The sequence below is a fragment of the Aeromonas dhakensis genome, assembly GCF_000820305.1.
Lineage (GTDB): Bacteria > Pseudomonadota > Gammaproteobacteria > Enterobacterales > Aeromonadaceae > Aeromonas > Aeromonas dhakensis.
Genome location: NZ_CDBH01000062.1, coordinates 92,473 through 114,427 on the forward strand (window position 1 = coordinate 92,473; position 21,955 = coordinate 114,427).

23 protein-coding genes are annotated in these 21,955 nt (G+C 60.7%); 18 read left to right on the forward strand and 5 right to left on the reverse strand.

Annotated features, from left to right (window positions below):
* Positions 1-130: 130 nt before the first annotated feature.
* The 10 genes from BN1143_RS18155 to glmU all read left to right on the forward strand — a co-directional run bounded on the left by BN1143_RS18155 (position 131) and on the right by glmU (position 8,494).
* Positions 131-541, forward strand: a complete 411-nt coding sequence (locus BN1143_RS18155) for an ATP synthase subunit I (protein ID WP_024942393.1) — start codon at positions 131-133, stop codon at positions 539-541.
* A gap of 8 nt (positions 542-549) precedes the next feature.
* Entirely contained in the window at positions 550-1,332 is a 783-nt protein-coding gene (atpB, locus tag BN1143_RS18160) for a F0F1 ATP synthase subunit A (RefSeq protein WP_005307200.1), read from the forward strand.
* Between the two features lie 58 nt (positions 1,333-1,390).
* On the forward strand, positions 1,391-1,633 hold the full coding sequence (gene atpE, locus BN1143_RS18165) for a F0F1 ATP synthase subunit C (protein ID WP_005307205.1): 243 nt from the start codon (positions 1,391-1,393) through the stop codon (positions 1,631-1,633).
* A gap of 52 nt (positions 1,634-1,685) precedes the next feature.
* Positions 1,686-2,156, forward strand: coding sequence for a F0F1 ATP synthase subunit B (atpF, locus tag BN1143_RS18170; RefSeq protein WP_005307207.1), 471 nt, complete (start codon positions 1,686-1,688; stop codon positions 2,154-2,156).
* A gap of 13 nt (positions 2,157-2,169) precedes the next feature.
* Positions 2,170-2,703 (forward strand): F0F1 ATP synthase subunit delta, encoded by a 534-nt coding sequence (gene atpH, locus BN1143_RS18175; RefSeq protein ID WP_010635592.1) that lies wholly within the window; start codon positions 2,170-2,172, stop codon positions 2,701-2,703.
* Positions 2,704-2,718: 15 nt separating this feature from the next.
* Entirely contained in the window at positions 2,719-4,260 is a 1,542-nt protein-coding gene (gene atpA, locus BN1143_RS18180) for a F0F1 ATP synthase subunit alpha (RefSeq protein ID WP_005307210.1), read from the forward strand.
* Positions 4,261-4,303: 43 nt separating this feature from the next.
* The gene (atpG, locus tag BN1143_RS18185) at positions 4,304-5,170 is read left to right on the forward strand and encodes a F0F1 ATP synthase subunit gamma (RefSeq protein WP_005307212.1); all 867 of its coding nucleotides are present in this window, start codon (positions 4,304-4,306) and stop codon (positions 5,168-5,170) included.
* 33 nt (positions 5,171-5,203) lie between these two features.
* On the forward strand, positions 5,204-6,592 hold the full coding sequence (gene atpD / locus BN1143_RS18190; RefSeq protein ID WP_005307215.1) for a F0F1 ATP synthase subunit beta: 1,389 nt from the start codon (positions 5,204-5,206) through the stop codon (positions 6,590-6,592).
* 18 nt (positions 6,593-6,610) lie between these two features.
* On the forward strand, positions 6,611-7,039 hold the full coding sequence (locus BN1143_RS18195; RefSeq protein WP_005307217.1) for a F0F1 ATP synthase subunit epsilon: 429 nt from the start codon (positions 6,611-6,613) through the stop codon (positions 7,037-7,039).
* A gap of 93 nt (positions 7,040-7,132) precedes the next feature.
* Positions 7,133-8,494 (forward strand): bifunctional UDP-N-acetylglucosamine diphosphorylase/glucosamine-1-phosphate N-acetyltransferase GlmU, encoded by a 1,362-nt coding sequence (glmU, locus tag BN1143_RS18200; RefSeq protein WP_042051618.1) that lies wholly within the window; start codon positions 7,133-7,135, stop codon positions 8,492-8,494.
* Between the two features lie 50 nt (positions 8,495-8,544).
* On the opposite strand, the gene creD is transcribed toward glmU, so the two are convergent.
* From creD to blrA, 4 genes are all read right to left on the reverse strand, one after another.
* Positions 8,545-9,906 (reverse strand): cell envelope integrity protein CreD, encoded by a 1,362-nt coding sequence (gene creD / locus BN1143_RS18205; RefSeq protein ID WP_042051619.1) that lies wholly within the window; start codon positions 9,904-9,906, stop codon positions 8,545-8,547.
* Positions 9,907-10,022: 116 nt separating this feature from the next.
* Positions 10,023-10,817, reverse strand: a complete 795-nt coding sequence (blaOXA, locus tag BN1143_RS18210) for an OXA-12 family class D beta-lactamase (protein WP_042051620.1) — start codon at positions 10,815-10,817, stop codon at positions 10,023-10,025.
* A gap of 75 nt (positions 10,818-10,892) precedes the next feature.
* Positions 10,893-12,314 (reverse strand): beta-lactam sensor histidine kinase BlrB, encoded by a 1,422-nt coding sequence (blrB, locus tag BN1143_RS18215; protein ID WP_042051621.1) that lies wholly within the window; start codon positions 12,312-12,314, stop codon positions 10,893-10,895.
* A 34-nt stretch (positions 12,315-12,348) separates the two neighbouring features.
* Positions 12,349-13,023, reverse strand: coding sequence for a beta-lactam response regulator transcription factor BlrA (blrA, locus tag BN1143_RS18220; protein WP_010635586.1), 675 nt, complete (start codon positions 13,021-13,023; stop codon positions 12,349-12,351).
* A gap of 122 nt (positions 13,024-13,145) precedes the next feature.
* Here blrA and BN1143_RS18225 point away from each other — a divergent pair, with 122 nt between their 5' ends.
* Complete coding sequence (locus tag BN1143_RS18225) at positions 13,146-13,919, forward strand: DeoR/GlpR family DNA-binding transcription regulator (RefSeq protein ID WP_010635585.1); 774 nt, start codon at positions 13,146-13,148, stop codon at positions 13,917-13,919.
* 51 nt (positions 13,920-13,970) lie between these two features.
* On the forward strand, positions 13,971-15,803 hold the full coding sequence (glmS, locus tag BN1143_RS18230; protein ID WP_010635584.1) for a glutamine--fructose-6-phosphate transaminase (isomerizing): 1,833 nt from the start codon (positions 13,971-13,973) through the stop codon (positions 15,801-15,803).
* 70 nt (positions 15,804-15,873) lie between these two features.
* Here the strand turns inward: glmS and BN1143_RS18235 are convergent, their stop codons facing one another.
* Entirely contained in the window at positions 15,874-16,650 is a 777-nt protein-coding gene (locus tag BN1143_RS18235; protein WP_016352388.1) for a helix-turn-helix transcriptional regulator, read from the reverse strand.
* A gap of 209 nt (positions 16,651-16,859) precedes the next feature.
* Between BN1143_RS18235 and BN1143_RS18240 the strand changes: the two genes are divergently transcribed.
* Genes BN1143_RS18240 through BN1143_RS18265 form a run of 6 tightly spaced genes read left to right on the forward strand, consistent with a single transcriptional unit; the run spans position 16,860 to position 21,690 of the window.
* Positions 16,860-17,621, forward strand: coding sequence for a DUF3450 domain-containing protein (locus BN1143_RS18240; RefSeq protein WP_042051622.1), 762 nt, complete (start codon positions 16,860-16,862; stop codon positions 17,619-17,621).
* Complete coding sequence (locus tag BN1143_RS18245; RefSeq protein WP_042051623.1) at positions 17,618-18,925, forward strand: MotA/TolQ/ExbB proton channel family protein; 1,308 nt, start codon at positions 17,618-17,620, stop codon at positions 18,923-18,925. The genes BN1143_RS18240 and BN1143_RS18245 overlap by 4 nt, the downstream gene beginning before the upstream one ends.
* Positions 18,922-19,452, forward strand: coding sequence for a MotA/TolQ/ExbB proton channel family protein (locus BN1143_RS18250; protein ID WP_005307253.1), 531 nt, complete (start codon positions 18,922-18,924; stop codon positions 19,450-19,452). The genes BN1143_RS18245 and BN1143_RS18250 overlap by 4 nt, the downstream gene beginning before the upstream one ends.
* Positions 19,449-19,850: an ExbD/TolR family protein gene (locus BN1143_RS18255; RefSeq protein ID WP_010635580.1), complete on the forward strand. Its 402-nt coding sequence runs from the start codon at positions 19,449-19,451 to the stop codon at positions 19,848-19,850. Before BN1143_RS18250 ends, BN1143_RS18255 begins: the two co-directional genes overlap by 4 nt.
* A complete protein-coding gene (locus BN1143_RS18260; protein WP_017787829.1) occupies positions 19,847-20,509 on the forward strand; it encodes an energy transducer TonB in 663 nt (220 codons plus the stop codon). The genes BN1143_RS18255 and BN1143_RS18260 overlap by 4 nt, the downstream gene beginning before the upstream one ends.
* Before the next feature lie 2 nt (positions 20,510-20,511).
* A complete protein-coding gene (locus BN1143_RS18265; protein WP_042051625.1) occupies positions 20,512-21,690 on the forward strand; it encodes a hypothetical protein in 1,179 nt (392 codons plus the stop codon).
* Positions 21,691-21,955: the final 265 nt, after the last annotated feature.

Genomic DNA, 21,955 nt, shown 5'->3' on the forward strand with positions numbered 1-21,955 from the left:
TCTGTGCGGAAAGCCGCAAAAATTAAGGATTTTTGCCATGTTGCAATAGCTGTCTTCAAGGGTATAATTTGACCGGCTTTTTGGGCTGTAAACGCGGGGTCTTCGGATCCCGATTTTTTACAGTTCTGTAATGTTCAGGGGTAGGTTGGTGAAGCAGAAAATAGCCTTGGAAGGTTTAACGCTGGCCTTGGCTATGCTCGTTTGTCAGCTCGTCCTGATCCTGGCGATCAGTACCGTCTGGTTTTACCAGAGCGGTGCGTTTGCCGGACGCTCCTCTCTCTACGGGGGGAGCATGTACTGGGTTCCTCAAGCCCTGTTCACGCTCTGGGTTCTGCGCCGCAAGGTGACGAAAGAGAGCGTGGGCCTGGTTCTGCGGGACTTTTATGGTGGGGCAGGGATTAAGCTCATTACTACAACAGGACTTTTCGCCCTGATGTTTGGCGCCGGGATCGAGGTCGATACCGTCTCGTTCTTTGCCACTTATATCCTCGCCCTCGTTGTACAGTGGATAGTCTCATTCACGCTTAACAACCACTATTAGGAAAACTCATGTCTGCAACCGGAGAAGTCCTGACTCCTCAGGGATATATCTCCCACCATCTGACCCATCTGCAAGTCGGGTCTGGGTTCTGGACAGTCAATGTCGACTCAATGATATTTTCTGTTCTGTTGGGCGCTCTGTTTATCTGGTTGTTCCGCCGCGTAGCCGTCAACGCTACCAGTGGTGTGCCCGGTAAACTGCAGTGCTTTGTGGAGATGCTGGTCGAGTTTGTGAGTGGTAACGTCAAGGACATTTTTCACGGTCGCAACAAGGTCATCGCACCTTTGGCCCTGACGGTGTTTGTGTGGATCTTCCTGATGAACCTGATGGATCTGATCCCCGTTGACTTTATCCCCCACGCTGCACAGTTGATGGGTGTTCCCTATCTGCGTGTGGTTCCCTCTGCTGACGTTAACATCACCATGTCCATGGCTTTGGGCGTGTTCTTCTTGATCCTGTACTACAGCATCAAGGTCAAGGGTATCGGCGGGTTTGTGAAGGAGCTGACGCTTCAGCCTTTCAACCACCCGGCGGCCATCCCGGTTAACCTCATCCTGGAAACTGTTACGCTGATTTCCAAACCTGTTTCTCTGGGTCTTCGACTGTTCGGCAACATGTATGCTGGCGAACTGATCTTTATCCTGATTGCGGGTTTGCTACCCTGGTGGTCTCAGTGGATCCTGTCCGTGCCTTGGGCAATTTTCCACATCCTGATCATCACTTTGCAGGCGTTTATCTTCATGGTGCTGACCATCGTCTATCTGTCGATGGCTCAAGAAGACCATGGTTGATGCAACTCAAATAATCCTTTTTATACAATCAATTACATCTAAATAAATGGAGATCCTCATGGAAAACTTGAACATGGACCTGCTGTACATCGCTGCTGCAATGATGATGGGTCTGGCGGCTATCGGCGCTTCCATCGGTATCGGTATCCTGGGTGGCAAATTCCTGGAAGGTGCAGCTCGTCAACCGGACCTGATCCCTGTTCTGCGTACCCAGTTCTTCATCGTGATGGGTCTGGTGGATGCGATCCCGATGATCGCCGTTGGTCTGGGTCTGTACGTGATGTTTGCGGTTGCCGGCTAAGTCATAGCGACCTCCGGACATAACCCATTAACTAACTAAGAGGACACAGGCTGTGAATATCAACGCCACCCTCCTCGGCCAAGCAGTTGCTTTTTTCTTCTTCGTAGTGTTTTGCATGAAGTACGTGTGGCCGCCGCTGATGGCTGCCATCGAAGCCCGTCAGAAAACCATTGCTGACGGCCTCTCTTCTGCCGAGCGTGCCAAGAAAGATCTGGATTTGGCCAAGGCCAACGCCACCGATCAGCTGAAAGAAGCCAAGCTCCAGGCTGCAGAAATCATTGAACAGGCCAACAAACGCAAGGCCCAGATCATTGATGAAGCTGCTGCCGGTGCCCAATCTGAGCGGGAAAAAATCCTGGCTCAGGGCCGTGCCGAGATTGAAGCTGAACGTCATCGTGCCAAAGAAGAACTGCGTAAGCAGGTTGCTGCTCTTGCCATTGCTGGTGCAGAGAAGATCCTGGCGCGCCAAATCGACCAGGCTGCCAACAGCGACATCGTCGACAAGCTGGTAGCAGAACTGTAACGGGAACGGGGCTATGTCTGAACTGACTACAATCGCTCGCCCCTACGCCAAGGCTGCTTTCGAGTTTGCCGTTGAGCACAAGGCGGTTGACCAGTGGCTGGGGATGCTCGGCTTCGCTGCACAAGTAGCGGAGAACGAGACCATCCACAACCTGGTAAACGGCTCTGTGGCTGCCGAAGAGCTGGCAAAGTTGTTTGTCGGCATCTGTGGTGAGCAACTCGACGAGCATGGTCAGAACCTGATCCGGGTGATGGCCGAGAATGGTCGCTTGGGTGTGCTGCCGGCGGTCGTTGCCGAATTCATCGCGTTCAAGGCTGAACTGGATAAAGAAGTTCAGGCTGACGTGATTTCGGCGATCGAACTGACCGACCAGCAGAAAGCCAATATTCAGGCTTCTCTGGAACAACGTCTCGCGCGCAAAGTGAAGCTGAATTGCAGCATGGATGCGTCCTTGATGGCCGGGGTGCTCATCAAGGCCGGTGACCTGGTTATCGACGGCACGGTCCGCGGTAAGCTGGATCGCATGGCTGACGCGCTGCAATCTTGATTGGGGTATTAGAGCATGCAACTGAATTCCACTGAAATCGCCGAGCTGATCAAGCAGCGCATTGCGCAGTTTGATGTAAAGAGCGAAGCGCGTAACGAAGGTACCATCGTCTCTGTGAGCGACGGTATCATTCGTATTCACGGCCTGGCCGATGCCATGCAAGGTGAGATGATCGAGCTGCCGGGCAACCGCTACGCTCTGGCATTGAACCTGGAGCGTGACTCCGTCGGTGCGGTGATCATGGGTTCCTATGACGGTCTGTCAGAAGGAATGAAAGTAAAAGGGACTGGCCGCATTCTGGAAGTGCCGGTCGGTCGTGGTCTGTTGGGCCGGGTGTTGAACACCCTGGGTCAGCCGATCGACGGTAAAGGTCCAATCGACAACGACGGCTTCTCGCCGATCGAAGTGATTGCACCGGGCGTTATCGAGCGTAAGTCTGTTGACCAGCCGGTCCAGACCGGTCTGAAAGCCATCGATGCCATGATCCCTATCGGTCGTGGCCAGCGTGAGCTGATCATCGGTGACCGTCAGGTGGGCAAGACTGCCATCGCCATCGACACCATCATCAACCAGAAAGACTCCGGCATTAAGTGTGTCTACGTTGCGATCGGCCAGAAGGCCTCCACCATCGCCAACGTGGTACGCAAGCTGGAAGAGCACGGCGCCCTGGCCAACACCATAGTGGTGGTTGCCTCTGCCTCCGAAGCGGCTGCCCTGCAGTACCTGGCTCCGTATGCCGGCTGCTCCATGGGGGAGTACTTCCGTGACCGCGGTGAAGACGCGCTGATCATCTATGATGACCTGTCCAAGCAGGCCGTAGCTTATCGCCAGATCTCCCTGCTGCTGCGCCGTCCGCCAGGACGCGAAGCCTACCCGGGCGACGTTTTCTATCTGCACTCCCGTCTGCTGGAGCGTGCTGCTCGCGTCAACGCCGAGTACGTAGAGAAGTTCACCAACGGTGAAGTGAAAGGCCAGACCGGTTCTCTGACCGCCCTGCCGATCATCGAAACCCAGGCCGGCGACGTATCCGCGTTCGTTCCGACCAACGTGATCTCCATCACCGATGGCCAGATCTTCCTGACTTCACAACTGTTCAACTCCGGTATCCGTCCGGCCGTTGACCCGGGTATCTCCGTATCCCGTGTAGGTGGTGCCGCTCAGACCAAGATCGTCAAGAAGCTGTCCGGTGGTATCCGTACCGCGCTGGCCCAGTATCGCGAACTGGCTGCATTCGCCCAGTTCTCTTCCGACCTGGACGATGCGACCCGCAAGCAGCTGGACCACGGTCAGAAAGTGACCGAGCTGATGAAGCAGAAGCAGTACTCTCCGCTGAGCGTGGCTCACCAGTCTCTGGTGCTGTTCGCTGCGGAAAAAGGCTATCTCTCCGATGTCGAGCTGAACAAGATCGTCGACTTCGAAGCCGCTCTGCTCTCTTACGCCAATACCCAGCATGCCGAGCTGATGGCTGAAATCAATGCCAAGGCCGACTACAACGACGCGATCGTTGGCAAGCTGACTGCGTTGCTGGACAACTTCAAGGCAACCCAGACCTGGTAAGCGTGTGTGGCAGCGCGAGCTGCCACCTGATGGAGAGTAAGAGATGGCCGGCGCAAAAGAGATACGTAACAAGATCGCGAGTGTGAAAAACACTCAGAAGATCACCGGCGCTATGGAAATGGTGGCAGCAAGCAAGATGCGCCGTGCGCAAGATCGCATGTCTGCCAGCCGTCCGTACGCTGAAACCATGCGCAAGGTGATCGGCCATATCGCTCAGGGGAACCTGGAATACAAGCACCCCTACCTCATCGAACGTGAGGTCAAGCGAGTGGGTTACATCGTCGTCTCCACCGACCGTGGCCTGTGTGGTGGTCTGAACATCAACCTGTTCAAGGCTGCCCTCAATGACATGAAGCAATGGAGCGCGAAAGGAGCCAAGGTTGACCTGGCTCTGATCGGCAACAAGGCCTCCAACTTCTTTGAACGGCACGGCGCCAAGGTGAAAGCTCACGTCGCAGGACTGGGCGATAACCCGAGCGTCAATGACCTGATTGGTTCAGTCAAGGTCATGCTGAAGGCTTACGACAACGGTGAGATTGACAGGCTGTATCTGGTGTACAACAAGTTCGTCAACACCATGGTTCAGCAACCACGAGTCGATCAACTGCTGCCTTTGCCCGTAACTGAAGACAGCAAGCTCGCCAAGAAACACCACTGGGATTACCTCTATGAGCCGGATCCCAAGCAACTGCTGGATACCCTGCTGATTCGCTACGTCGAATCCCAGGTCTACCAGGGGGTAGTGGAAAACTTGGCAAGTGAACAGGCAGCCCGAATGGTTGCCATGCAAGCCGCGACTGACAACGCCGGTAACCTGATTAACGATCTGCAACTGGTATACAACAAGGCCCGTCAGGCCAGTATTACCCAGGAACTGACAGAGATCGTGTCCGGTGCTGCTGCGGTGTAAGGCAAGGGTTATCAAAGGTTTAGAGGATTTGACATGAGTAACGGTTTCATCGTCCAAATCATCGGCGCTGTGGTGGACATCGAGTTCCCGCAAGATGCCGTGCCCCAGGTGTACGATGCACTGAAGGTTGTCAGCGAAGGTCAAGGCCAGGGTCTGGTGCTGGAAGTTCAGCAACAGATCGGTGGCGGCGTCGTTCGTTGCATCACCATGGGCTCCTCCGACGGTCTGCGTCGTGGGTTGGAAGTAGTGAATAGCGGTAAATCCATCCAGGTGCCGGTCGGCGTATCGACTCTGGGTCGGATCATGAACGTACTGGGCGATCCGATCGACGAAAAGGGTCCGATCGGTGAAGAAGAGCGTTGGTCCATCCACCGCGCGGCTCCCAGCTACGAAGATCAGTCCAACAGCAACGACCTGCTGGAGACCGGTATCAAGGTTATCGACCTGGTATGCCCGTTCGCCAAGGGTGGTAAGGTTGGTCTGTTCGGTGGTGCCGGTGTAGGCAAGACCGTAAACATGATGGAGCTGATCCGTAACATCGCGATCGAACACAGCGGTTACTCCGTGTTCGCCGGTGTAGGTGAGCGTACCCGTGAGGGTAACGACTTCTACCACGAGATGATGGAGTCCAACGTACTGGACAAAGTATCTCTGGTTTACGGTCAGATGAACGAGCCGCCCGGAAACCGTCTGCGCGTGGCGCTGACCGGCCTGACCATGGCCGAGAAGTTCCGTGACGAAGGTCGTGACGTGCTGTTCTTCGTGGACAACATCTACCGTTACACCCTGGCCGGTACCGAAGTATCCGCACTGCTGGGCCGTATGCCCTCCGCAGTAGGTTACCAGCCGACCCTGGCCGAGGAGATGGGTGTTCTGCAGGAGCGCATCACCTCCACCAAGACCGGTTCCATCACCTCCGTACAGGCCGTTTACGTGCCTGCGGATGACTTGACCGACCCGTCTCCGGCGACCACCTTCGCCCACCTGGATGCGACCGTGGTACTGTCCCGTCAGATCGCGGCACTGGGTATCTACCCGGCCGTTGACCCGCTGGACTCCACCTCCCGTCAGCTGGATCCGCTGGTGGTTGGCAAGGAGCACTACGAGACTGCTCGTGGCGTTCAGACCGTACTGCAGCGCTACAAGGAGCTGAAGGACATCATCGCCATCCTGGGTATGGATGAACTGTCAGAAGAAGACAAACTGACCGTAGCCCGTGCCCGTAAGATCGAGCGTTTCCTGTCCCAGCCGTTCTTCGTGGCCGAAGTGTTTACCGGTTCTCCGGGCAAATACGTGCCGCTGAAAGAGACCATCCGTGGTTTCCAGGGCATCCTGAAAGGCGAGTACGACGATCTGCCGGAGCAGGCGTTTTACATGGTTGGCAGCATCGACGAAGTTGTCGAGAAAGCCAAGAAACTGTAAGCCTCGATAGGAGGGCCCATGGCTGAGATGATCTCCTTTCACCTGGACGTGGTGAGCGCCGAAGGAAAACTGTTTTCCGGTCGCGTGCAGTCCGCTCAGGTATCAGGCTCCGAAGGTGAGCTGGGTCTCCGCCACGGTCATGCTCCGTTGCTGACTGCCATCAAGCCGGGCCTGGTCCGCTTGGTGAAGCAGAACGGAACTGAAGAGGTGCTGTACATCTCCGGCGGCATGCTGGAAGTACAACCCGAAGCCGTGACCGTGCTGGCGGACACCGCGATTCGTGCCGACGATTTGGATGAGGCGAAAGCCCAGGAAGCCAAACGCGCGGCGGAAGAGCGGATCCACAGCTCCCATGGTGATATCGACTACGCCCAGGCTGCCACCGAGCTGGCCAAGGCGATGGCTCAACTGCGGGTCATCGATATCGTCAAAAAGAATTACCGTTAATAACGGTGAGGTAAAAAGCGACCTGCGGGTCGCTTTTTTTTTACTCGTTGGATAGACTCCGCCCAGCATTTCCACCTGTTTCAAAGGCTAGCTATGTCTCTCAATGTCGTGATCCTGGCTGCGGGTAAAGGCACCCGTATGCGTTCCTCCCTGCCCAAGGTACTGCACCCGGTCGCCAACAAGCCCATGGTCTCCCATGTGATCGATACTGCCCGCCAGGTGGGTGCCGAGCAGCTGCACCTGGTCTATGGCCACGGTGCCGAACTGCTGAAGGAGCGGATCCAGGCATCCGACCTGAACTGGGTGCTGCAGGCCCAGCAGCTGGGAACCGGTCATGCGGTGGCCCAGGCCATCCCGTTCTGGAACGATGAAGACGACGTGCTGGTGCTGTACGGCGACACCCCGCTGATCCAGCCCGAGACCCTGCAGCGGCTGCTGGCCGCCAAGGCCGACGACGGCATGGCGCTGCTGACCGTGGTGCTGGACAACCCGACCGGCTATGGCCGTATCGTGCGCAGCAATGGCCAGGTGGTCGGCATCGTCGAGCAGAAGGATGCCAACGCCGAGCAGCTCGCCATCCGCGAAGTGAACACCGGCGTGCTGGTGGCCAACGGTGGCCAGCTGCGCAGCTGGCTCTCCCGTCTGGACAACAAGAATGCCCAGGGCGAGTTCTATCTGACCGACGTCATTGCCATGGCCCACGCCGACAACTGCCCCATCGCCGCGGTTCACCCGGACAGCGCCATGGAGGTGGAAGGGGCCAACAACCGGGTGCAACTGGCCCAGCTCGAGCGCAGCTATCAGCAGATGCAGGCCGAGAAGCTGATGATCGCCGGTGCCACCCTGATCGACCCGGCCCGCTTTGATCTGCGCGGCACTCTGGAGATCGGGGAAGAGGTGGTGATCGACGTCAACGTCATCATCGAAGGCAAGGTGGTGCTGGGCAACCACGTCCGCATTGGGGCCGGCAGCGTGCTGAAGGATTGCGTGATCGGCGATCACACCGAGGTGAAACCCTACTCCGTCATCGAAGGCGCGCAAATCGCCGACCAGTGCTCGGTCGGTCCTTTTACTCGCCTGCGCCCGGGTGCCGTACTGGAGCAGGATGCTCACGTCGGCAACTTCGTCGAGATGAAGAAGGCACGCCTCGGGGTTGGCTCCAAGTGCGGTCATCTGACCTATCTGGGGGATGCCGAGGTGGGTGCCAAGGTGAACATCGGGGCCGGCACCATCACCTGCAACTACGACGGGGTGAACAAGTTCCAGACCATCATCGAGGATGACGTCTTCGTCGGCTCCGATACCCAGCTGGTGGCGCCGGTGCGTATCGGCAAGGGGGCGACCCTGGGGGCCGGCTCCACCATCACCAAGGACGTGGCCGAGAACGAGCTGGTGATCACCCGGGTGGCTCAGCGTCATATTCCAAACTGGCCTCGCCCGGTCAAGAAGAAGTGATGCCCGATCAATGAAATGCAAACCGGCGCCTGATGGCGCCGGTTTTGTTTTCAGCTCTCCTGCCCGCTGGTGGGGGGCGTCGGGGCGTTCCCCATCACCCGATACCAGTCCAGCTTGCGGGTCAGCACCATGACCAGCGCCAGGATGGCGAACAGCAGCAGGGCGCCGAGCAGCAGGGCTATCTCCTCGGCCTGCAGCAGGCCGAACAGGATGGCGTAGACCAGCCCCAGCAGGGCCGCGAAGCCGAGCCCCTGTTTGGGGCCACCCAGCACATGGCTGAGGTAGAAGCCGTTGAGGGTCACGCTGGCCAGGGCGGCAATCAGATAGGCCCAGGCAAAGCCGAGGTGCTCGGTCAGTGCCAGCAGCACCAGATAGAAGATGGCCAGCCCCATGCCCACCAGCGCGTACTGGATCGGGTGCACCCGCAGCCCCTTGAGCAGCTCGAACATGAAGAAGCTGAGGAAGGTGAGGCCGATGAACAGCAGCGCATACTTGGCGGCCCGCTCGTTCTGCTGATAGTGATCCACCGGCTGCACCAGGCTGACGCTGAAGGCGGGCAGATCGCCGCTGGTGCCCTTCATCATACGGTTGAAACGGCTCTCCATGTCGGTGGCAAACCAGCTGCTCTGCCAGCTGGCCTCGAAACCGCTGGCGGTAAGGGTGCGGCTGCCCGGCAGAAAGTCGCCGATGAAGTTGGGGTGGGGCCAGTTGCTGGCGAGGTTGAGCCTGCTGTCCTGGCCGAGAGGTACCACTTCCAGCTGGTTCATCCCCTGCAGGTCCAGTTCGATGTGAAAGGCGCCACCCTCCCCCGGCAGGGCCGCGAGCGGCGCATGGATGCCGGCCAGTCCGTCACCCAGCAGGGCGCCGGGGGCGAACGGGATGCGCTGCTCCCCCAGTTGCAGCTCAGGCACCCGGTTGATGCCGCGGGCATCGGACAGCACCAGGCTCAGATAGGGTTTGCCTGCCACCAGGGCGGGATCGGTCCCATCGACGGCCAGATCCGGTTCGCCGCTGATCAGGGTTTTACCGTTCAGTTCGGCCGGCAGTCGCCCGGAGAGGGAGAGCCGGGTGTGATAGACCTGGGCCTGGTAGATGCCGAGCTTGCGCGGGGTCACCTCCATGCTGGCCTGCACGTCCAGCTGTTCCGGCAGCAGGTAGCGATAGAGCTGCAGCTTGCGCTCGAAGCGCTTGCCATCCTGCTCCACCGTGACGGTGCGGGTATAAGGCTGCACCACGACCGGCCCCAGCAGTCGCTGCGGCCCGCTGCTGCTGGCCATGATGCTGTGGATGGCCTGGCTGCGATAGGCCTGGCGCTCCCGGTTCAGCTCCATGATGGATTGCACCGGCACCATCAACAGCAGGCTGAGCAACAGCAGCAGAAAGATCTTGTGGCTGAATATCTGTTTGACCATGACACGTCTCCTTGTTGATGGAGCGAGTGTGGCTGGGTCGGGTGAAGGGGGGATGGGGCTGTGTGAAGTGGAGGTGAAGGGGGATAAAAAACCGGCGCAGAGCGCCGGTCTGGGTATCACAGGGTTTTCAGTTTGGCCGGCAGGGCGGCCAGCACCTCTTCCTTGGCCCTGAGGGAGGCAAACTGCTTGCCGGGTTTCTGCACCACGGTGTGGACAAAGATGAGCTGCTTGCCCGGTTTGCTGGCCCAGCCGACGAACCAGCCGATCTGCTGATCCCGGTTGAGGCTGCCATCCAGCTTCTTCGGATAGCCCATGCCGGTCTTGCCGTGGATTTGCCAGCCGTCGATCTCGCTCACCTTAAGGATGTTGGCGGTGTACTGCAGGGTCTGCGCCGACACCGGCAGCTTGCCGCTCACCATCTTGCCGAGGAAGCGGGCCTGCTCCTCTGGACTGATGGCCAGGCTGGAGCTGAGCCAGGCCTGGGTCAGACCGTCGTGTTTGCCGGGGTTGCCGGAGAGATCCCGGTTGCCGTAGTCGAAACGGTCGACGTACTGCTGGAAGCGATCCATCCCCAGCCATTCAGTGATCTGCTGGGAGAACCAGACCACCGAGTAGGTTTCCCAGCGGCGCGGGGTGGTGGTCTCCCGCCAGGCGGGCAGCCAGTCGTCGTAACCCGGTTTGAAGGGCAGCGCCGGGTGCTCTTCGTCTACCAGAAAGCCGCTGTCATAACCCATCAGCGCCAGCGGAATTTTGAAGGTGGACGCGGGTGGCAACTGGCTTGAACAATCCCCTTCGCTGGAGAGGGTCTGGCCGTTGCCGTCGGCATAGAGAAAGCAGCCGGTGGCGGCGCTGGCCGGCAGCGAAAACAGCAGGCCTGCGCCGAGCAGGCCGGATAACAGAAGGCGGGACATGGGGGCTCCTTGAGCACATAGAGTTCGCTGGGAAAACATCAGCATAGCGCCGCTTTATGTGCCCAGTGTGAAGTGTCAGCCCGCTGGCAACCAGAGCTCGGCCAGCACCCCGCCGTCAGCCTGGTTGGTGAGGGTCAGCCGGCCGCCGTGCTGGCGCGCCACCTCCATGGCGAAGCTGAGCCCGAGGCCGCTGCTCTTGCCCTTGTCGGGTCTGGGCAGGGAGTAGAAGCGCTCGAAGATGCGCGGCAGGGCATAGTCCGGAATGCCGGGCCCCTGATCCCGCACCCGGAAACAGTAACCCCCCTCCTCCATGGCGCCACTCAGCCTGAGAGTGCTGCCGACGGGGGAGAAGTCGAGGGCGTTGTCCAGCAGGTTGCCGAGGGCCTGCTCCACCAGCAGGGGATCCCACTTCTGTTTCTGGGCTTCCCCCAGCTCGGCGTGCAGGGTGATCTGGCGGCGCTGGGCCAGGATCTGGCGGGCGTCGAGCGCACGCCTGCCCAGCCTGGCCGGCTCGACCGCCTGTCTGTCCAGCCCCTGCCCCGACTCCAGTTTGGCCAGCTGCAGCATCCGCTCGATCAGCTGCTGCATGCGGGCTGTCTCCAGATTGATGTTGCCGATAAAACGCTTTGCGACGTCGGGTGGCGGCGCCTCGGTCAGGATCTCCCCCGCCCCGCGAATGGCGGCCAGCGGGCTCTTAAGCTCGTGGGTCAGGCTGTGTACATAGGCTTCGATGTAGGCCTTGCCGTCCAGCTGGCGGCGCATGGTTTCCAGGGAGCGGCCGAGCCGATCCAGCTCCGGGCTGTAGAGGCGTGGCAGAGTGGCGGGCTGGCCCTGGCTGACCGCATCGGCATAGTGCACTAGCTTGCCGATGGCGCGGTTGAGCCACCACACCAGCAGGGCACCGATGAGCAGTGAGATGAACAGCAGCAAGGCTGCCCCCTGCAGCAGCTGGTGCTCGCTGCGTTCTATCATGGGCAGCAGGGTGCGGTTGGGTTTGGCGACGGTGAGGGAGCCCAGAATGTCGTCCCCCTCCCGCAGCGGGGCGGCGACGTGCATTACCGAGCTGGTGGGATCGTCGGGATCGCTGCGGGTGCTGCGGGCGCCGTATTCACCGCGCAGGGTCAGGTAGACGTCGTTCCAGCGCGAGTAGTCCTTGCCCAGATCCACCCCGTCCGAGTCGTAAACCACCTTGCCCCAGCGATCGACCACATAGATGCGGTACTCCGCCTGCTGCTTGAGGTGGCCGTCGATGAGGGCGTTGATGGGGCTCTGGTTGAGGCGAGCGAAGGCGCTGGCCAGTCGGCCGTCGGCCATCTTCCCCTCCTGCAGGTCATCCAGCGCCAGCGGGGCCAGCATCTGGGCCATGTCTACCAGGGTATCTTCGGTGGCGCTGCGCACCCCTGGTTTGATCTCCTCGACGAAGATCTCCAGCACGAACCAGGCGGCCAGTGCAAAGATCAGCACCAGCCCGCACAGCAGTTGCAGTCCGATTCTCATGTCATCCCCCGGCCGTGACCCGGCAACCGTCTGTTCATGCCTGCTCCAGGCTGTAACCCAATCCGCGGTGGGTCAGGATCAGGTTGGCGTCCGGATCCCGTTCTCGCAGCTTGGCGCGGATGGTCTTGATGTGGGTGTCGACGGTGCGATCCAGGCTCTCTTCCGCCCCGCTCCACACCAGATCCATCAGCTGCTGGCGGGAGTAGACCCGGCCCGGCGTCAGCATCAGGGTCTTGAGCAGCAGGTATTCGTAGCGGGTGAGCGCCAGCGGCTGGCCGTGAAAGCTGATGCGGGCCCGCTCCTCGTCCAGGGTGAGTGTCTGGCTCGGCTGGGGGGCGGCTGGCTGGCTGCGGCGCAGGATGACCCGCACCCTGGCGCACACCTCGCGGGGCGAGAAGGGCTTGGCCACGTAGTCGTCGGCGCCTATCTCCAGCCCGATCAGCCGGTCTATCTCTTCGCTGCGGGCGGTGAGGAACATCAGGGGAACGTCGCTGCGGGCTCGTACCTCCTTGCACAGCTCGAAGCCGCTGATGTCCGGCAGCCCCACATCCAGGATCAGGAAGTCGGGGCGCGACTGGGCAAGTCGCGCCAGCAACGGCTGGCCGAGGGAAAACCACTCCACCTCGAAACCGTCGGTTTGCAGGGCATAGATCAGGGTGTCGGCGATGCTGGCTTCATCTTCTACCAGCCAGATGGTTCGTTTTTGCATGGCATCCTCGTCGCAAATCAGCCCCCCATTCTGGCATCGAACCATATCGGATCCTATTTGCCGTTTGATTTTTCCAGAAAAGGCATTAACATTTCGACATTCTTTCGAATCGAAACTTTAAGATGACCAAACGTAATACTCAGCAGCGCCGTCACACCATCGTCAGCTTGGTGCAGGAGCAGGGTGAAGTGAGCGTCGATGCCCTGGCCAAGCACTTCTCCACCTCCGAGGTGACCATTCGCAAAGATCTGGCCGTGCTGGAGACCGGTGGCCTGTTGCTGCGTCGTTACGGTGGCGCCGTGCCCCTGCCCAGCGAGATGGTGGTGGACGGCAATCCAGAGCAAGTTTCGAAACGAAAGCTGGCTATCGCCAAGGCGGCGGCCGAACGGATCCGTGATCACAACCGCGTCATCATCGATAGCGGCACCACCACCAGCGCCATGATTCCGCTGCTCGGCAACAAGCGCGGTCTCATCGTGATGACCAACTCCCTCAATGTGGCCGGCGCCCTGCGCGAGCTGGAAAACGAGCCTACCCTGTTAATGACGGGAGGCACATGGGACCCCCACTCCGAATCCTTCCAGGGTCAGGTGGCGGAGCAGGTGCTGCGCTCCTATGACTTCGACCAGCTGTTCATCGGCGCCGACGGCATCGATCCGGAACGCGGTACCACCACCTTCAACGAGCTGGTGGGCCTGTCCCGGGTGATGGCCGAGGTGTCGCGGGAGGTCATCGTCATGGTGGAGTCGGAAAAGATCGGCCGCAAGATCCCCAATCTCGAACTGCCCTGGTCCAGCATCCATACCCTGGTGACCGACGAGGGGCTGGCCAGCTCGGCCAGAGAACGAATTCAGGCCAAGGGGATCCAGCTGATCTGTGCCCCCGTGGCAGTCTGACCTGAACAAATGATTATCCAACCGAATCAATAGCGTCTTAAGGAGAAGTGTATGTGTGGCATCGTCGGGGCCGTCGCCCAACGTGATGTGGCTGAAATTCTGGTAGAAGGTCTGCGCCGTCTGGAATACCGCGGCTACGATTCGGCCGGTGTGGCCGTGTTCAGCGCCAGTCAGCCGCTGCAGCGGGTGCGTCGCCTCGGCAAGGTGGCCGAGCTGGCCAAGGCGCTGGACGAGCAGTCCGTGCATGGCGGTACCGGCATCGCCCACACCCGCTGGGCCACTCACGGCGAACCGTCCGAGCGCAATGCCCACCCTCACGTCTCCGAGCATATCGTGGTGGTGCACAACGGCATCATCGAGAACCACGAAGAGCTGCGGGAAGAGTTGAAGGCGCTGGGCTATGTGTTCAGCTCCGACACCGACACCGAGGTGATCGCCCACCTGGTGCACCACGAGCTGAAATCCGCCCCCAGCCTGCTGGCTGCCATGCAGGTGGCGGTGAAGCAGCTGCGTGGCGCCTACGGCACCGTGGTGATGGACAGCCGTGACGACAGCCGCGTGGTGGTGGCCCGTTCCGGCTCCCCGCTGGTGATCGGCCGCGGCATCGGCGAGAACTTCATCGCTTCCGACCAGATGGCGCTGCTGCCGGTGACCCGTCGCTTCATCTTCCTGGAAGAGGGTGACGTGGCTGAAGTGACCCGTCGCGACGTGCACATCTTCGATACCCACGGCGAGGCCGTGGTGCGTGAAGAGCAGGAGTCCGAACTCTCCCACGACGCCGGTGACAAGGGCGAGTACCGCCACTACATGCTCAAAGAGATCCACGAGCAACCCAAGGCCATCACCAACACCCTGGAAGGGCGTCTGGGCGGTGATCACGTGGTGGTCGAATCCTTCGGCAACGGCGCCCGTGCCATCTTCGACAAGGTCGATCACGTGCAGATCGTCGCCTGCGGCACCTCCTATCACTCCGGCATGGTGGCTCGCTACTGGTTCGAAGAGATCGCCGGCGTCTCCTGCGACGTGGAAATCGCCTCCGAATTCCGCTACCGCAAGTCGGTAGTGCGCCCCAACAGCCTGCTGGTGACCCTCTCCCAGAGTGGCGAGACCGCCGATACCCTGGCCGCCTTGCGCCTGGCCAAGGAGTCCGGCTACATGAGCTCGCTGGCCATCTGCAACGTGCCGGGCTCCTCCCTGGTGCGCGAATCGGATCTGGCCTTTATGACCCGAGCGGGGGCTGAAATTGGCGTGGCCTCTACCAAGGCGTTCACCACCCAGCTGGCCGGTCTGCTGATGCTGGTGGCCTCCATCGGTCGTTGCCGCGGCAACCTGAGCGCCGCCGCCGAAGCCGAGCTGGTCAAGGCGCTGCAGGCCCTGCCGCTGCGCATCAAGGAGAGCCTGGCGCTGGCCAAGGATATCGAGGCCCTGGCCGAAGAGTTTGCCGACAAGCACCACAGCCTGTTCCTGGGTCGCGGCAGCCAGTACCCCATCGCCATGGAAGGGGCGCTCAAGCTCAAAGAGATCTCCTACATCCACGCCGAGGCCTATGCCGCCGGTGAGTTGAAGCACGGTCCGCTGGCGCTGATCGATGCCGAGATGCCCATCATAGTGGTGGCGCCGAACAACGATCTGCTGGAGAAGCTCAAGTCCAACGTGGAAGAGGTGCGTGCCCGTGGCGGTATCCTCTACGTCTTCGCCGATGCCGATACCGGCTTCAAGAGCGACGAGACCATGCGGGTGATGAGCCTGAACCACGTGGAAGAGGTGATCGCGCCGATCGTCTATACCGTGCCGCTGCAGCTGCTCTCCTACCATGTTGCCCTCATCAAGGGCACCGACGTGGATCAGCCGCGCAACCTGGCGAAATCCGTCACGGTGGAATAAGCCGTCGCCAGAAATGAAAAAAGAGCCGCATTGCGGCTCTTTCTTTATCGGCTGTGCTGCCGGGCTGACGTCATGACAGCCGCAGATTGGTGATGGTCACGTCGTCCAGCGAGGGCACTATGATGCCGCTGGAGATGCTCTTGGCGATCGCCTGGTTGCGGTTCTTCGAGTCGGTCTTGTTGGTGACCTGATTGAGGTGGAAGTTCACGGTCCGCTCGCTGATGCCGAGGATGGTGGCGATCTCCCAGGAGGTCTTGCCCTCGCTGGCCCAGAACAGGCACTCCTTCTCCCGATCCGACAGCTCGGTCAGGTACTTCATCAGATCCGGCCTGCTCTTTATCAGCTGCAGCGCCGAGTTGAAGATGTAGCTGGCGCAGAACGACAGCAAGGGAACGTTTTCAAACATCAGATCGGAATTGGACTTCTCCTTGCTGATGAAGGAGAGGATACCGTGTTCCCCCTGCGGCGTGTGCAGCGGGAAGGAGACGCCGTTTCTCACCCCGAAGTCGGCGGCCAGGTTCATCACCTCCCGGCTGGCGCTGGGCAGCCAGGGGGAGTCGCAGTCGAGCTTGTTCCAGAAGATGGGCTGGGTCTGTTTCAGCCCCAGGAAGACGACCGGATCCTGGGTCAGGTAGTGCCGCTCCGAATAGGCATCGAACCAGCTGGTGGGGCAGTTGTTGAACAACGCCACATGGGATTTCTGCATGCTGATGGGGAAAATAATCAGCAAACGAAAGTAATCAAAGCCCATCTGGTGACTGAAGCGCTCCAGCTGCTGCTGGATGTCGCTGGTCTTCTTGGCCTTGGTGAACCGATCGATATGTTCCCAGATCGCATCGTTGAACATGAACTTCTCCTTTTTCGATCTCTATCACATTGATCGAAAAGATATTTTTTATTTATTAATTTGGTGTTGTGACGAACAACGCCAGTGACTCCCGTGCTTGCTTAAAAATTATCCTGTTTTTTCAGCCGAAGGCCAACAAAATCATCTGATTGCCACTGACCCTCCACTCTGAGACAATGAGAATAGTTATCATTGTTAAGATTTATATCATGAACAAGTTTTGGGGTTTGGCCTTGTTGCCACTGTCAGTCCACTTCGCTGCCGGCGCCGACGAGCTGGTCGCGCCGGCACTGAAAAACAGCATAGCTGCCGGGAAAGCCTCCCAGCAGCGCGTGGAGAAAGCCGCCGATGCGGCCGTTGCCGCCAGGCTGGAGCTGCAGAATGCGCAGCTGCAACTGCGCGATCTGGAAGCCTACAACCGCTACATGCAGTCTCTGGTGGCCGATCAGCAAAATGAACTGGGTAAGCTGAGTCAGCAGCTGGAAGCGGTACAGGAGACCCGGCAGGGCCTGATCCCGTTGATGCTGAAGATGCAGGCCGATCTGGAGCAGCTGGTACAAAATGACATTCCGCTGCGCAAGGAAGATCGCCTGGCGCGGGTTGAACAGCTGAAAGCCACTCTGGCCAGGGCTGACGTGAGCGAGGCGGAGAAGTTCCGCCAGCTGCTGCAGGCCTACCAGATCGAAGCGGAATATGGCAGCCGGCTCGACAGCTATGCCGCCGAACTGGTGCTGGACGGCGCACCGCGCCGGGTCGACGTGCTGGCGGTGGGTCGGGTCTCCCTGTTGGCGATGACCGCCGATCGTTCCCAGGCGTGGCGCTGGTCCGGGCAGAACAAGCAGTGGCAGCCCCTCGACAGCCAGTGGCTCTCCCCCGTCGCCGAGGCGCTGGATATGGCCGCCGACAAGAAGGTTCCCCAGTTGTTGAATGTCCCCCTTTCTGTCAGCCGTGGTCAGGAGGCCCAGTCATGAGCGTCACCATGAAGTGGTTCCCCCTCGCCCTCGCCCTCTCTCTGGGCACCACTGCCGCTGTGGCCGATGAAGCCTGGCAGAAGCAGGAACAGGCCCGTGAACAGCAGGCACAGCAGGATCTGGCGTCCGTCTCCAAGGAGCTGAACAGTGCCCGCGCCAAGCTGGCCGAGGCCCAGCGCCTGAGCAAGGAGCTGGCCAGCCAGTTCGCCACCAATGAGAAGCTGCTGGTCGAACTCAATGCCCAGTGGGAGCAGGCCTCCGGCGACATGAACGAGATCTTTGCGGTCACCCGCCAGGGGGCCAGCGATGCGGTCAAGCTGCTGAGTGAATCCGCGGTCGAGGGTCAGTACCCCGAGCGCCTCGCGCCGCTCAAGGCGATGGCACAGGAGAAGCAGGTACCGGATCGCGTCGCCCTCGCCCTGCTGCCTGCCACCCTGCTGCAGGAGATCCGCGAGTCGGGCCGGGTTGCCCAGTTCAACGGCAAGGTGCTGGATGCCCAGGGGGCGGCCAGCGAGCAGCCACTGACCCGGGTCGGCAGCTTCGCGCTGTTTGGCGAGCAGGGGTTCCTGCAACCCACTGCCGAAGGCCTGAGCCCGGTGCTGGGCCTGCCCGGCAACGTGCTCTCCGCCGCGGCCGCCTATCAAGGCCAGGAAGGAGAAACGCTGCCGCTGGATCCCTCCCACGGCACCCTGCTGGCAATGCTGGCGCAAGCCCCTACCTTCTGGCAGCAAGTCCAGCAGGGCGGCCAGGTCGGCGCCATCATAGTGCTGCTGGCCGCCATCGGCCTGGGGATCGCCGGGGTGCGGCTGTGGAGCCTTTCCCGTGAACTGGGTCGGGTTCGTCGCCAGCTCAAGAGCGGTGAATATCATGCCGACAACGCCCTCGGCCGGGTGCTGACGGTGGCTGACAAGCATCCCGAGCTGAGCATGGAGACCCTCGAACTGCGTCTCGACGAGGCGATCCTGCAGGAGACCCCTCGCATGGAGCGCGGCATCGGCATGGTCAAGGTGATCGCGGCCATTGCCCCCATGCTGGGGCTGCTCGGTACCGTGACCGGGATGATCGGCACCTTCCAGGCCATCACCCAGTTCGGCACCGGCGATCCCAAGATCATGGCGGGCGGCATCTCCATGGCACTGGTCACCACGGTACAGGGTCTGGTCGCGGCCATTCCGCTGATCTTGGCCCACAGCCTGCTGCAGTCTCGCTTCACCGAGCTCTCCAACGTGCTGGAGCAACAGGTGGCCGGCATTCTGGCCGAGCGGGCCGAAAGCAACCGTGACGGGATGGAGCGGGCGGCATGATGCTCGACATCTGGCAACAGCTGCAGAGCTTCATGGGTCGTGGCGGCCCGGTGCTCTGGGTCATTCTGGCCCTGCTGGTGCTGATGTGGATTCTGATGATCGAGCGGCTGCTCTACCTCAACCTGGGGTTTGCCCCGCTGCAGCGCCAGCTGCTCGGCCGCTGGCAGGCCCGCAGCGAGCGCCACAGCTGGCACGCTCGGGCGATTCGCGGGCGCTGGCTGGCCGAGGCCGAGCTTGAGCTCAACCGTCATCTGATCTTCATCCGCACCCTGGTGGTGCTCTGCCCCATGCTGGGGCTGCTGGGTACCGTGACCGGCATGATAGGCGTATTCGATGCGTTGGCCGCGGCCAACCGCTTTAACCCGGAGAGCATGGCGGGCGGGATCTCCCGTGCCACCATCCCCACCATGGCTGGCATGGTGGTCGCTCTCTCCGGCGTGTTGTTACTCAGCCGGCTCGAGAGCCAGGCCAAGCGTGCGCTGGCCAAGACCCGGGACGGCCTGCGAGAAGAGAAGGTAATGCAATGAGACGGCAATCCAAACGCCAGCGCGACGAAGTGCAGATCGACATGACCCCCATGCTGGATATCGTGTTCATCATGCTGATCTTCTTTATTGTCACCACCTCCTTCGTGCGCGAAGCCGGGCTCGAGGTGCACAGGCCCCAGGCCAGCCAGGCCAAGGCGCAGAAGTCCTCCAGCATCATGCTGGCGATCGGCCCCCAAGGACAGATATTCCTCGACCGCAAGCAGATCGACGTGGAGCGAGTGCAGGCCAGCGTCGCCCGCCTGCTGGCGGAACAGCCCGATGCCAGCCTGGTGATCCAGGCCGACGAGCGGGTACCCCACGGCAAGGTGGTGCGGGTGATGGATGAGGCCAAGGCGGCAGGCATCGCCAACATCGCCGTGGCGGTGGCACCGAAATGAAATACAAGCTGATGAGCCTGGGGCTCGGGATTGCCCTCAGTCTGGGGATCCTGCTGTTCATGGCCACCCTGGTGGAGCCGCCCAGAGGGGAGAAGGCGAGCGCCGAGCAGAAGTCCATCGTCATCAACATGCAGAACGAGGTGACCGAGGTGCAGGTGCGTGAGCGCCCGGTACCCCAGGAGCCGGAACCCCTGCCGGAGCCACCTGCCGCGCTGGCCTCGACGCCGTTGCCTATGCCGGCGGCGGCCCCGCTGCCCTCGGTGCAGCCGAGCCTGGATCTGGTCTCCAGCCTCAGCGCGGTGCAGGTCTATGCTCCTGGCGTCGCGACCAGTCCCAACCCGGTCGCGAGCGGCAACTTCCATGGCCAGCAGCAAGGTGCCGGGATCGGCGCCGGCGAGATGCTGATGCCATTGCAGCGGATCGAGCCAGTCTATCCCTATCGGGCCCAGCAGGCCGGCATCGAAGGGTCGGTGACCCTGCGTTTCAGCGTCGATGCCGACGGTCGGGTACAGGATGTGGAAGTGGTCGAGGCCAAGCCGAAGCGTCAGTTCGAGCGGGCGGCCATTCAGGCGATCAACAAGTGGCGCTATCAGCCTAGGCCGGGTGCCACCGACAAGCTGGTACAAGTCATCACGCTCAAATTCAAACTGGAGTCATAACTATGTTGCGGATCTGGATCTGTGTGCTGGCCCTAGTCAGCCAAGCCTGTCTGGCGATGGAGGTGAGCCCTCTTTTCTCCCGCCAGCTGGAGCCCGTGATGAAGCTCTATCAGTCCGGCCAGTGGCAACAGGCCCAGAGCAAGGCATCCGGCCTCAAACCAAATAGCGATGCTGAGCGCGCCTGGCTGGCCCAGCTGCAGGCGTCCCTGGCTGCCAACCTGCAGCAGACCGCGCAGGCGAGCCGTTACGTGGAGCAGGCGTTGGCCTATAAAGAGTGGCCCGAGCAGCAACAGCTGCAACTGCTGCGGCTGCGCGGCGACATCCAGGCCCAGCAATCCAACTGGACCGGCGCCATCGCCAGCTACAAGGCCGCGTTGGCCATCAAGGCTGATGATGCTTTGCGCCTGCGTCTGGCCGGCCTCTATTACCACAACAAGCAGTACGGTGAGGCGGCCAGCCAGAGTGAACAGCTGTTGAAGAAGAGCTGGCAGAAGCAGGCAGCCATCATCCGCCTCTCCGCTCTCACCGCGCTGCAGCGCTACACTGTGGCCGCCGATCAGGCCGAAGAGCTGATCCGTCACGAGCCGACAGAGAGCAAGTGGTGGCAACAGGCGGTGTCGCTCAACCTCTCCGCCAAGCGCGGCGATCAGGCGCTGGCTCTGCTGCAAACCGCCATCGACCGTCAGCTGATGGATGATGCCGCCGCCCGTAACCAGCTGATCCGCCTGTATGCCTGGCAGGGGCTGCCCTATCGCGGCGCCCGCCTGCTGGAAGCTGCCATGGTGAAGGGACAGATGAAACAAAGCTCTGAGAACCGTCAGCTGCTGGCCCAGTTGTGGGAAGGGGCGCGCGAGTGGCCGAAGGCTGTCGACAGCTGGCAACTGCTCGCCCGTGAGCATGCTCATCCCAAGGCGGCCATGCGCGCCGCCGAGCTGCTGTTGCAACAAGGCAAAACAGATGCCGCCATGACTCAGCTCGCGGCCATCAAGTCGGTGAAAGGGGAGCAAGGCAACAGGGCCAAGGCGCTGCTGGTACAGGCACACCTTAATAAGGAGCAGTATGCCGAGGCGCTGGTGCTGGCCCGTGAGCTGCAGCAGCAGGGCAACTGGCAGCAGCGGGCGACCAGCTGGGTCAACTATATCCAGGCTCAAAGCGAAGAGTTGAGCAAAAAAGCGGCTTGAAACCGGGCGTAAACCTGTGATTAGAGGGCTTTAGTCTGCTTTTTCAGCAAACGAACGCATTTTTGCAAAAAGCCCTTGTCATCGCGACGCGCCTCCCTATAATGCGCCCTCACCAGCACGGCAGAACACGCCAACCTGATGAGCTCGCTTTCTCGTGAAGCCAGCGCCGAAAGAAAAGCGAAAACAACCGCTTGACTTTCGAAGTGAGGAAGGTATTATACGCCACCTCAGCGCGACAAGCGCCACGCTCTTTAACAATTTGAAT

What these genes read in the sequence shown, in the direction of transcription:
- BN1143_RS18225 (WP_010635585.1), top strand. Translation starts at nt 13,146, where the DNA reads ATGACCAAACGTAATACTCAGCAGCGCCGTCACACCATCGTCAGCTTG.
- BN1143_RS18240 (WP_042051622.1), top strand. Translation starts at nt 16,860, where the DNA reads ATGAACAAGTTTTGGGGTTTGGCCTTGTTGCCACTGTCAGTCCACTTC.
- atpA (WP_005307210.1), top strand. Translation starts at nt 2,719, where the DNA reads ATGCAACTGAATTCCACTGAAATCGCCGAGCTGATCAAGCAGCGCATT.
- BN1143_RS18155 (WP_024942393.1), top strand. Translation starts at nt 131, where the DNA reads ATGTTCAGGGGTAGGTTGGTGAAGCAGAAAATAGCCTTGGAAGGTTTA.
- BN1143_RS18260 (WP_017787829.1), top strand. Translation starts at nt 19,847, where the DNA reads ATGAAATACAAGCTGATGAGCCTGGGGCTCGGGATTGCCCTCAGTCTG.
- atpE (WP_005307205.1), top strand. Translation starts at nt 1,391, where the DNA reads ATGGAAAACTTGAACATGGACCTGCTGTACATCGCTGCTGCAATGATG.
- atpH (WP_010635592.1), top strand. Translation starts at nt 2,170, where the DNA reads ATGTCTGAACTGACTACAATCGCTCGCCCCTACGCCAAGGCTGCTTTC.
- creD (WP_042051619.1), bottom strand. Translation starts at nt 9,906, where the DNA reads ATGGTCAAACAGATATTCAGCCACAAGATCTTTCTGCTGCTGTTGCTC.
- glmS (WP_010635584.1), top strand. Translation starts at nt 13,971, where the DNA reads ATGTGTGGCATCGTCGGGGCCGTCGCCCAACGTGATGTGGCTGAAATT.
- blrA (WP_010635586.1), bottom strand. Translation starts at nt 13,023, where the DNA reads ATGCAAAAACGAACCATCTGGCTGGTAGAAGATGAAGCCAGCATCGCC.
- BN1143_RS18265 (WP_042051625.1), top strand. Translation starts at nt 20,512, where the DNA reads ATGTTGCGGATCTGGATCTGTGTGCTGGCCCTAGTCAGCCAAGCCTGT.
- glmU (WP_042051618.1), top strand. Translation starts at nt 7,133, where the DNA reads ATGTCTCTCAATGTCGTGATCCTGGCTGCGGGTAAAGGCACCCGTATG.
- BN1143_RS18245 (WP_042051623.1), top strand. Translation starts at nt 17,618, where the DNA reads ATGAGCGTCACCATGAAGTGGTTCCCCCTCGCCCTCGCCCTCTCTCTG.
- BN1143_RS18195 (WP_005307217.1), top strand. Translation starts at nt 6,611, where the DNA reads ATGGCTGAGATGATCTCCTTTCACCTGGACGTGGTGAGCGCCGAAGGA.
- BN1143_RS18250 (WP_005307253.1), top strand. Translation starts at nt 18,922, where the DNA reads ATGATGCTCGACATCTGGCAACAGCTGCAGAGCTTCATGGGTCGTGGC.
- atpG (WP_005307212.1), top strand. Translation starts at nt 4,304, where the DNA reads ATGGCCGGCGCAAAAGAGATACGTAACAAGATCGCGAGTGTGAAAAAC.
- atpD (WP_005307215.1), top strand. Translation starts at nt 5,204, where the DNA reads ATGAGTAACGGTTTCATCGTCCAAATCATCGGCGCTGTGGTGGACATC.
- blaOXA (WP_042051620.1), bottom strand. Translation starts at nt 10,817, where the DNA reads ATGTCCCGCCTTCTGTTATCCGGCCTGCTCGGCGCAGGCCTGCTGTTT.
- blrB (WP_042051621.1), bottom strand. Translation starts at nt 12,314, where the DNA reads ATGAGAATCGGACTGCAACTGCTGTGCGGGCTGGTGCTGATCTTTGCA.
- BN1143_RS18255 (WP_010635580.1), top strand. Translation starts at nt 19,449, where the DNA reads ATGAGACGGCAATCCAAACGCCAGCGCGACGAAGTGCAGATCGACATG.
- atpB (WP_005307200.1), top strand. Translation starts at nt 550, where the DNA reads ATGTCTGCAACCGGAGAAGTCCTGACTCCTCAGGGATATATCTCCCAC.
- BN1143_RS18235 (WP_016352388.1), bottom strand. Translation starts at nt 16,650, where the DNA reads ATGTTCAACGATGCGATCTGGGAACATATCGATCGGTTCACCAAGGCC.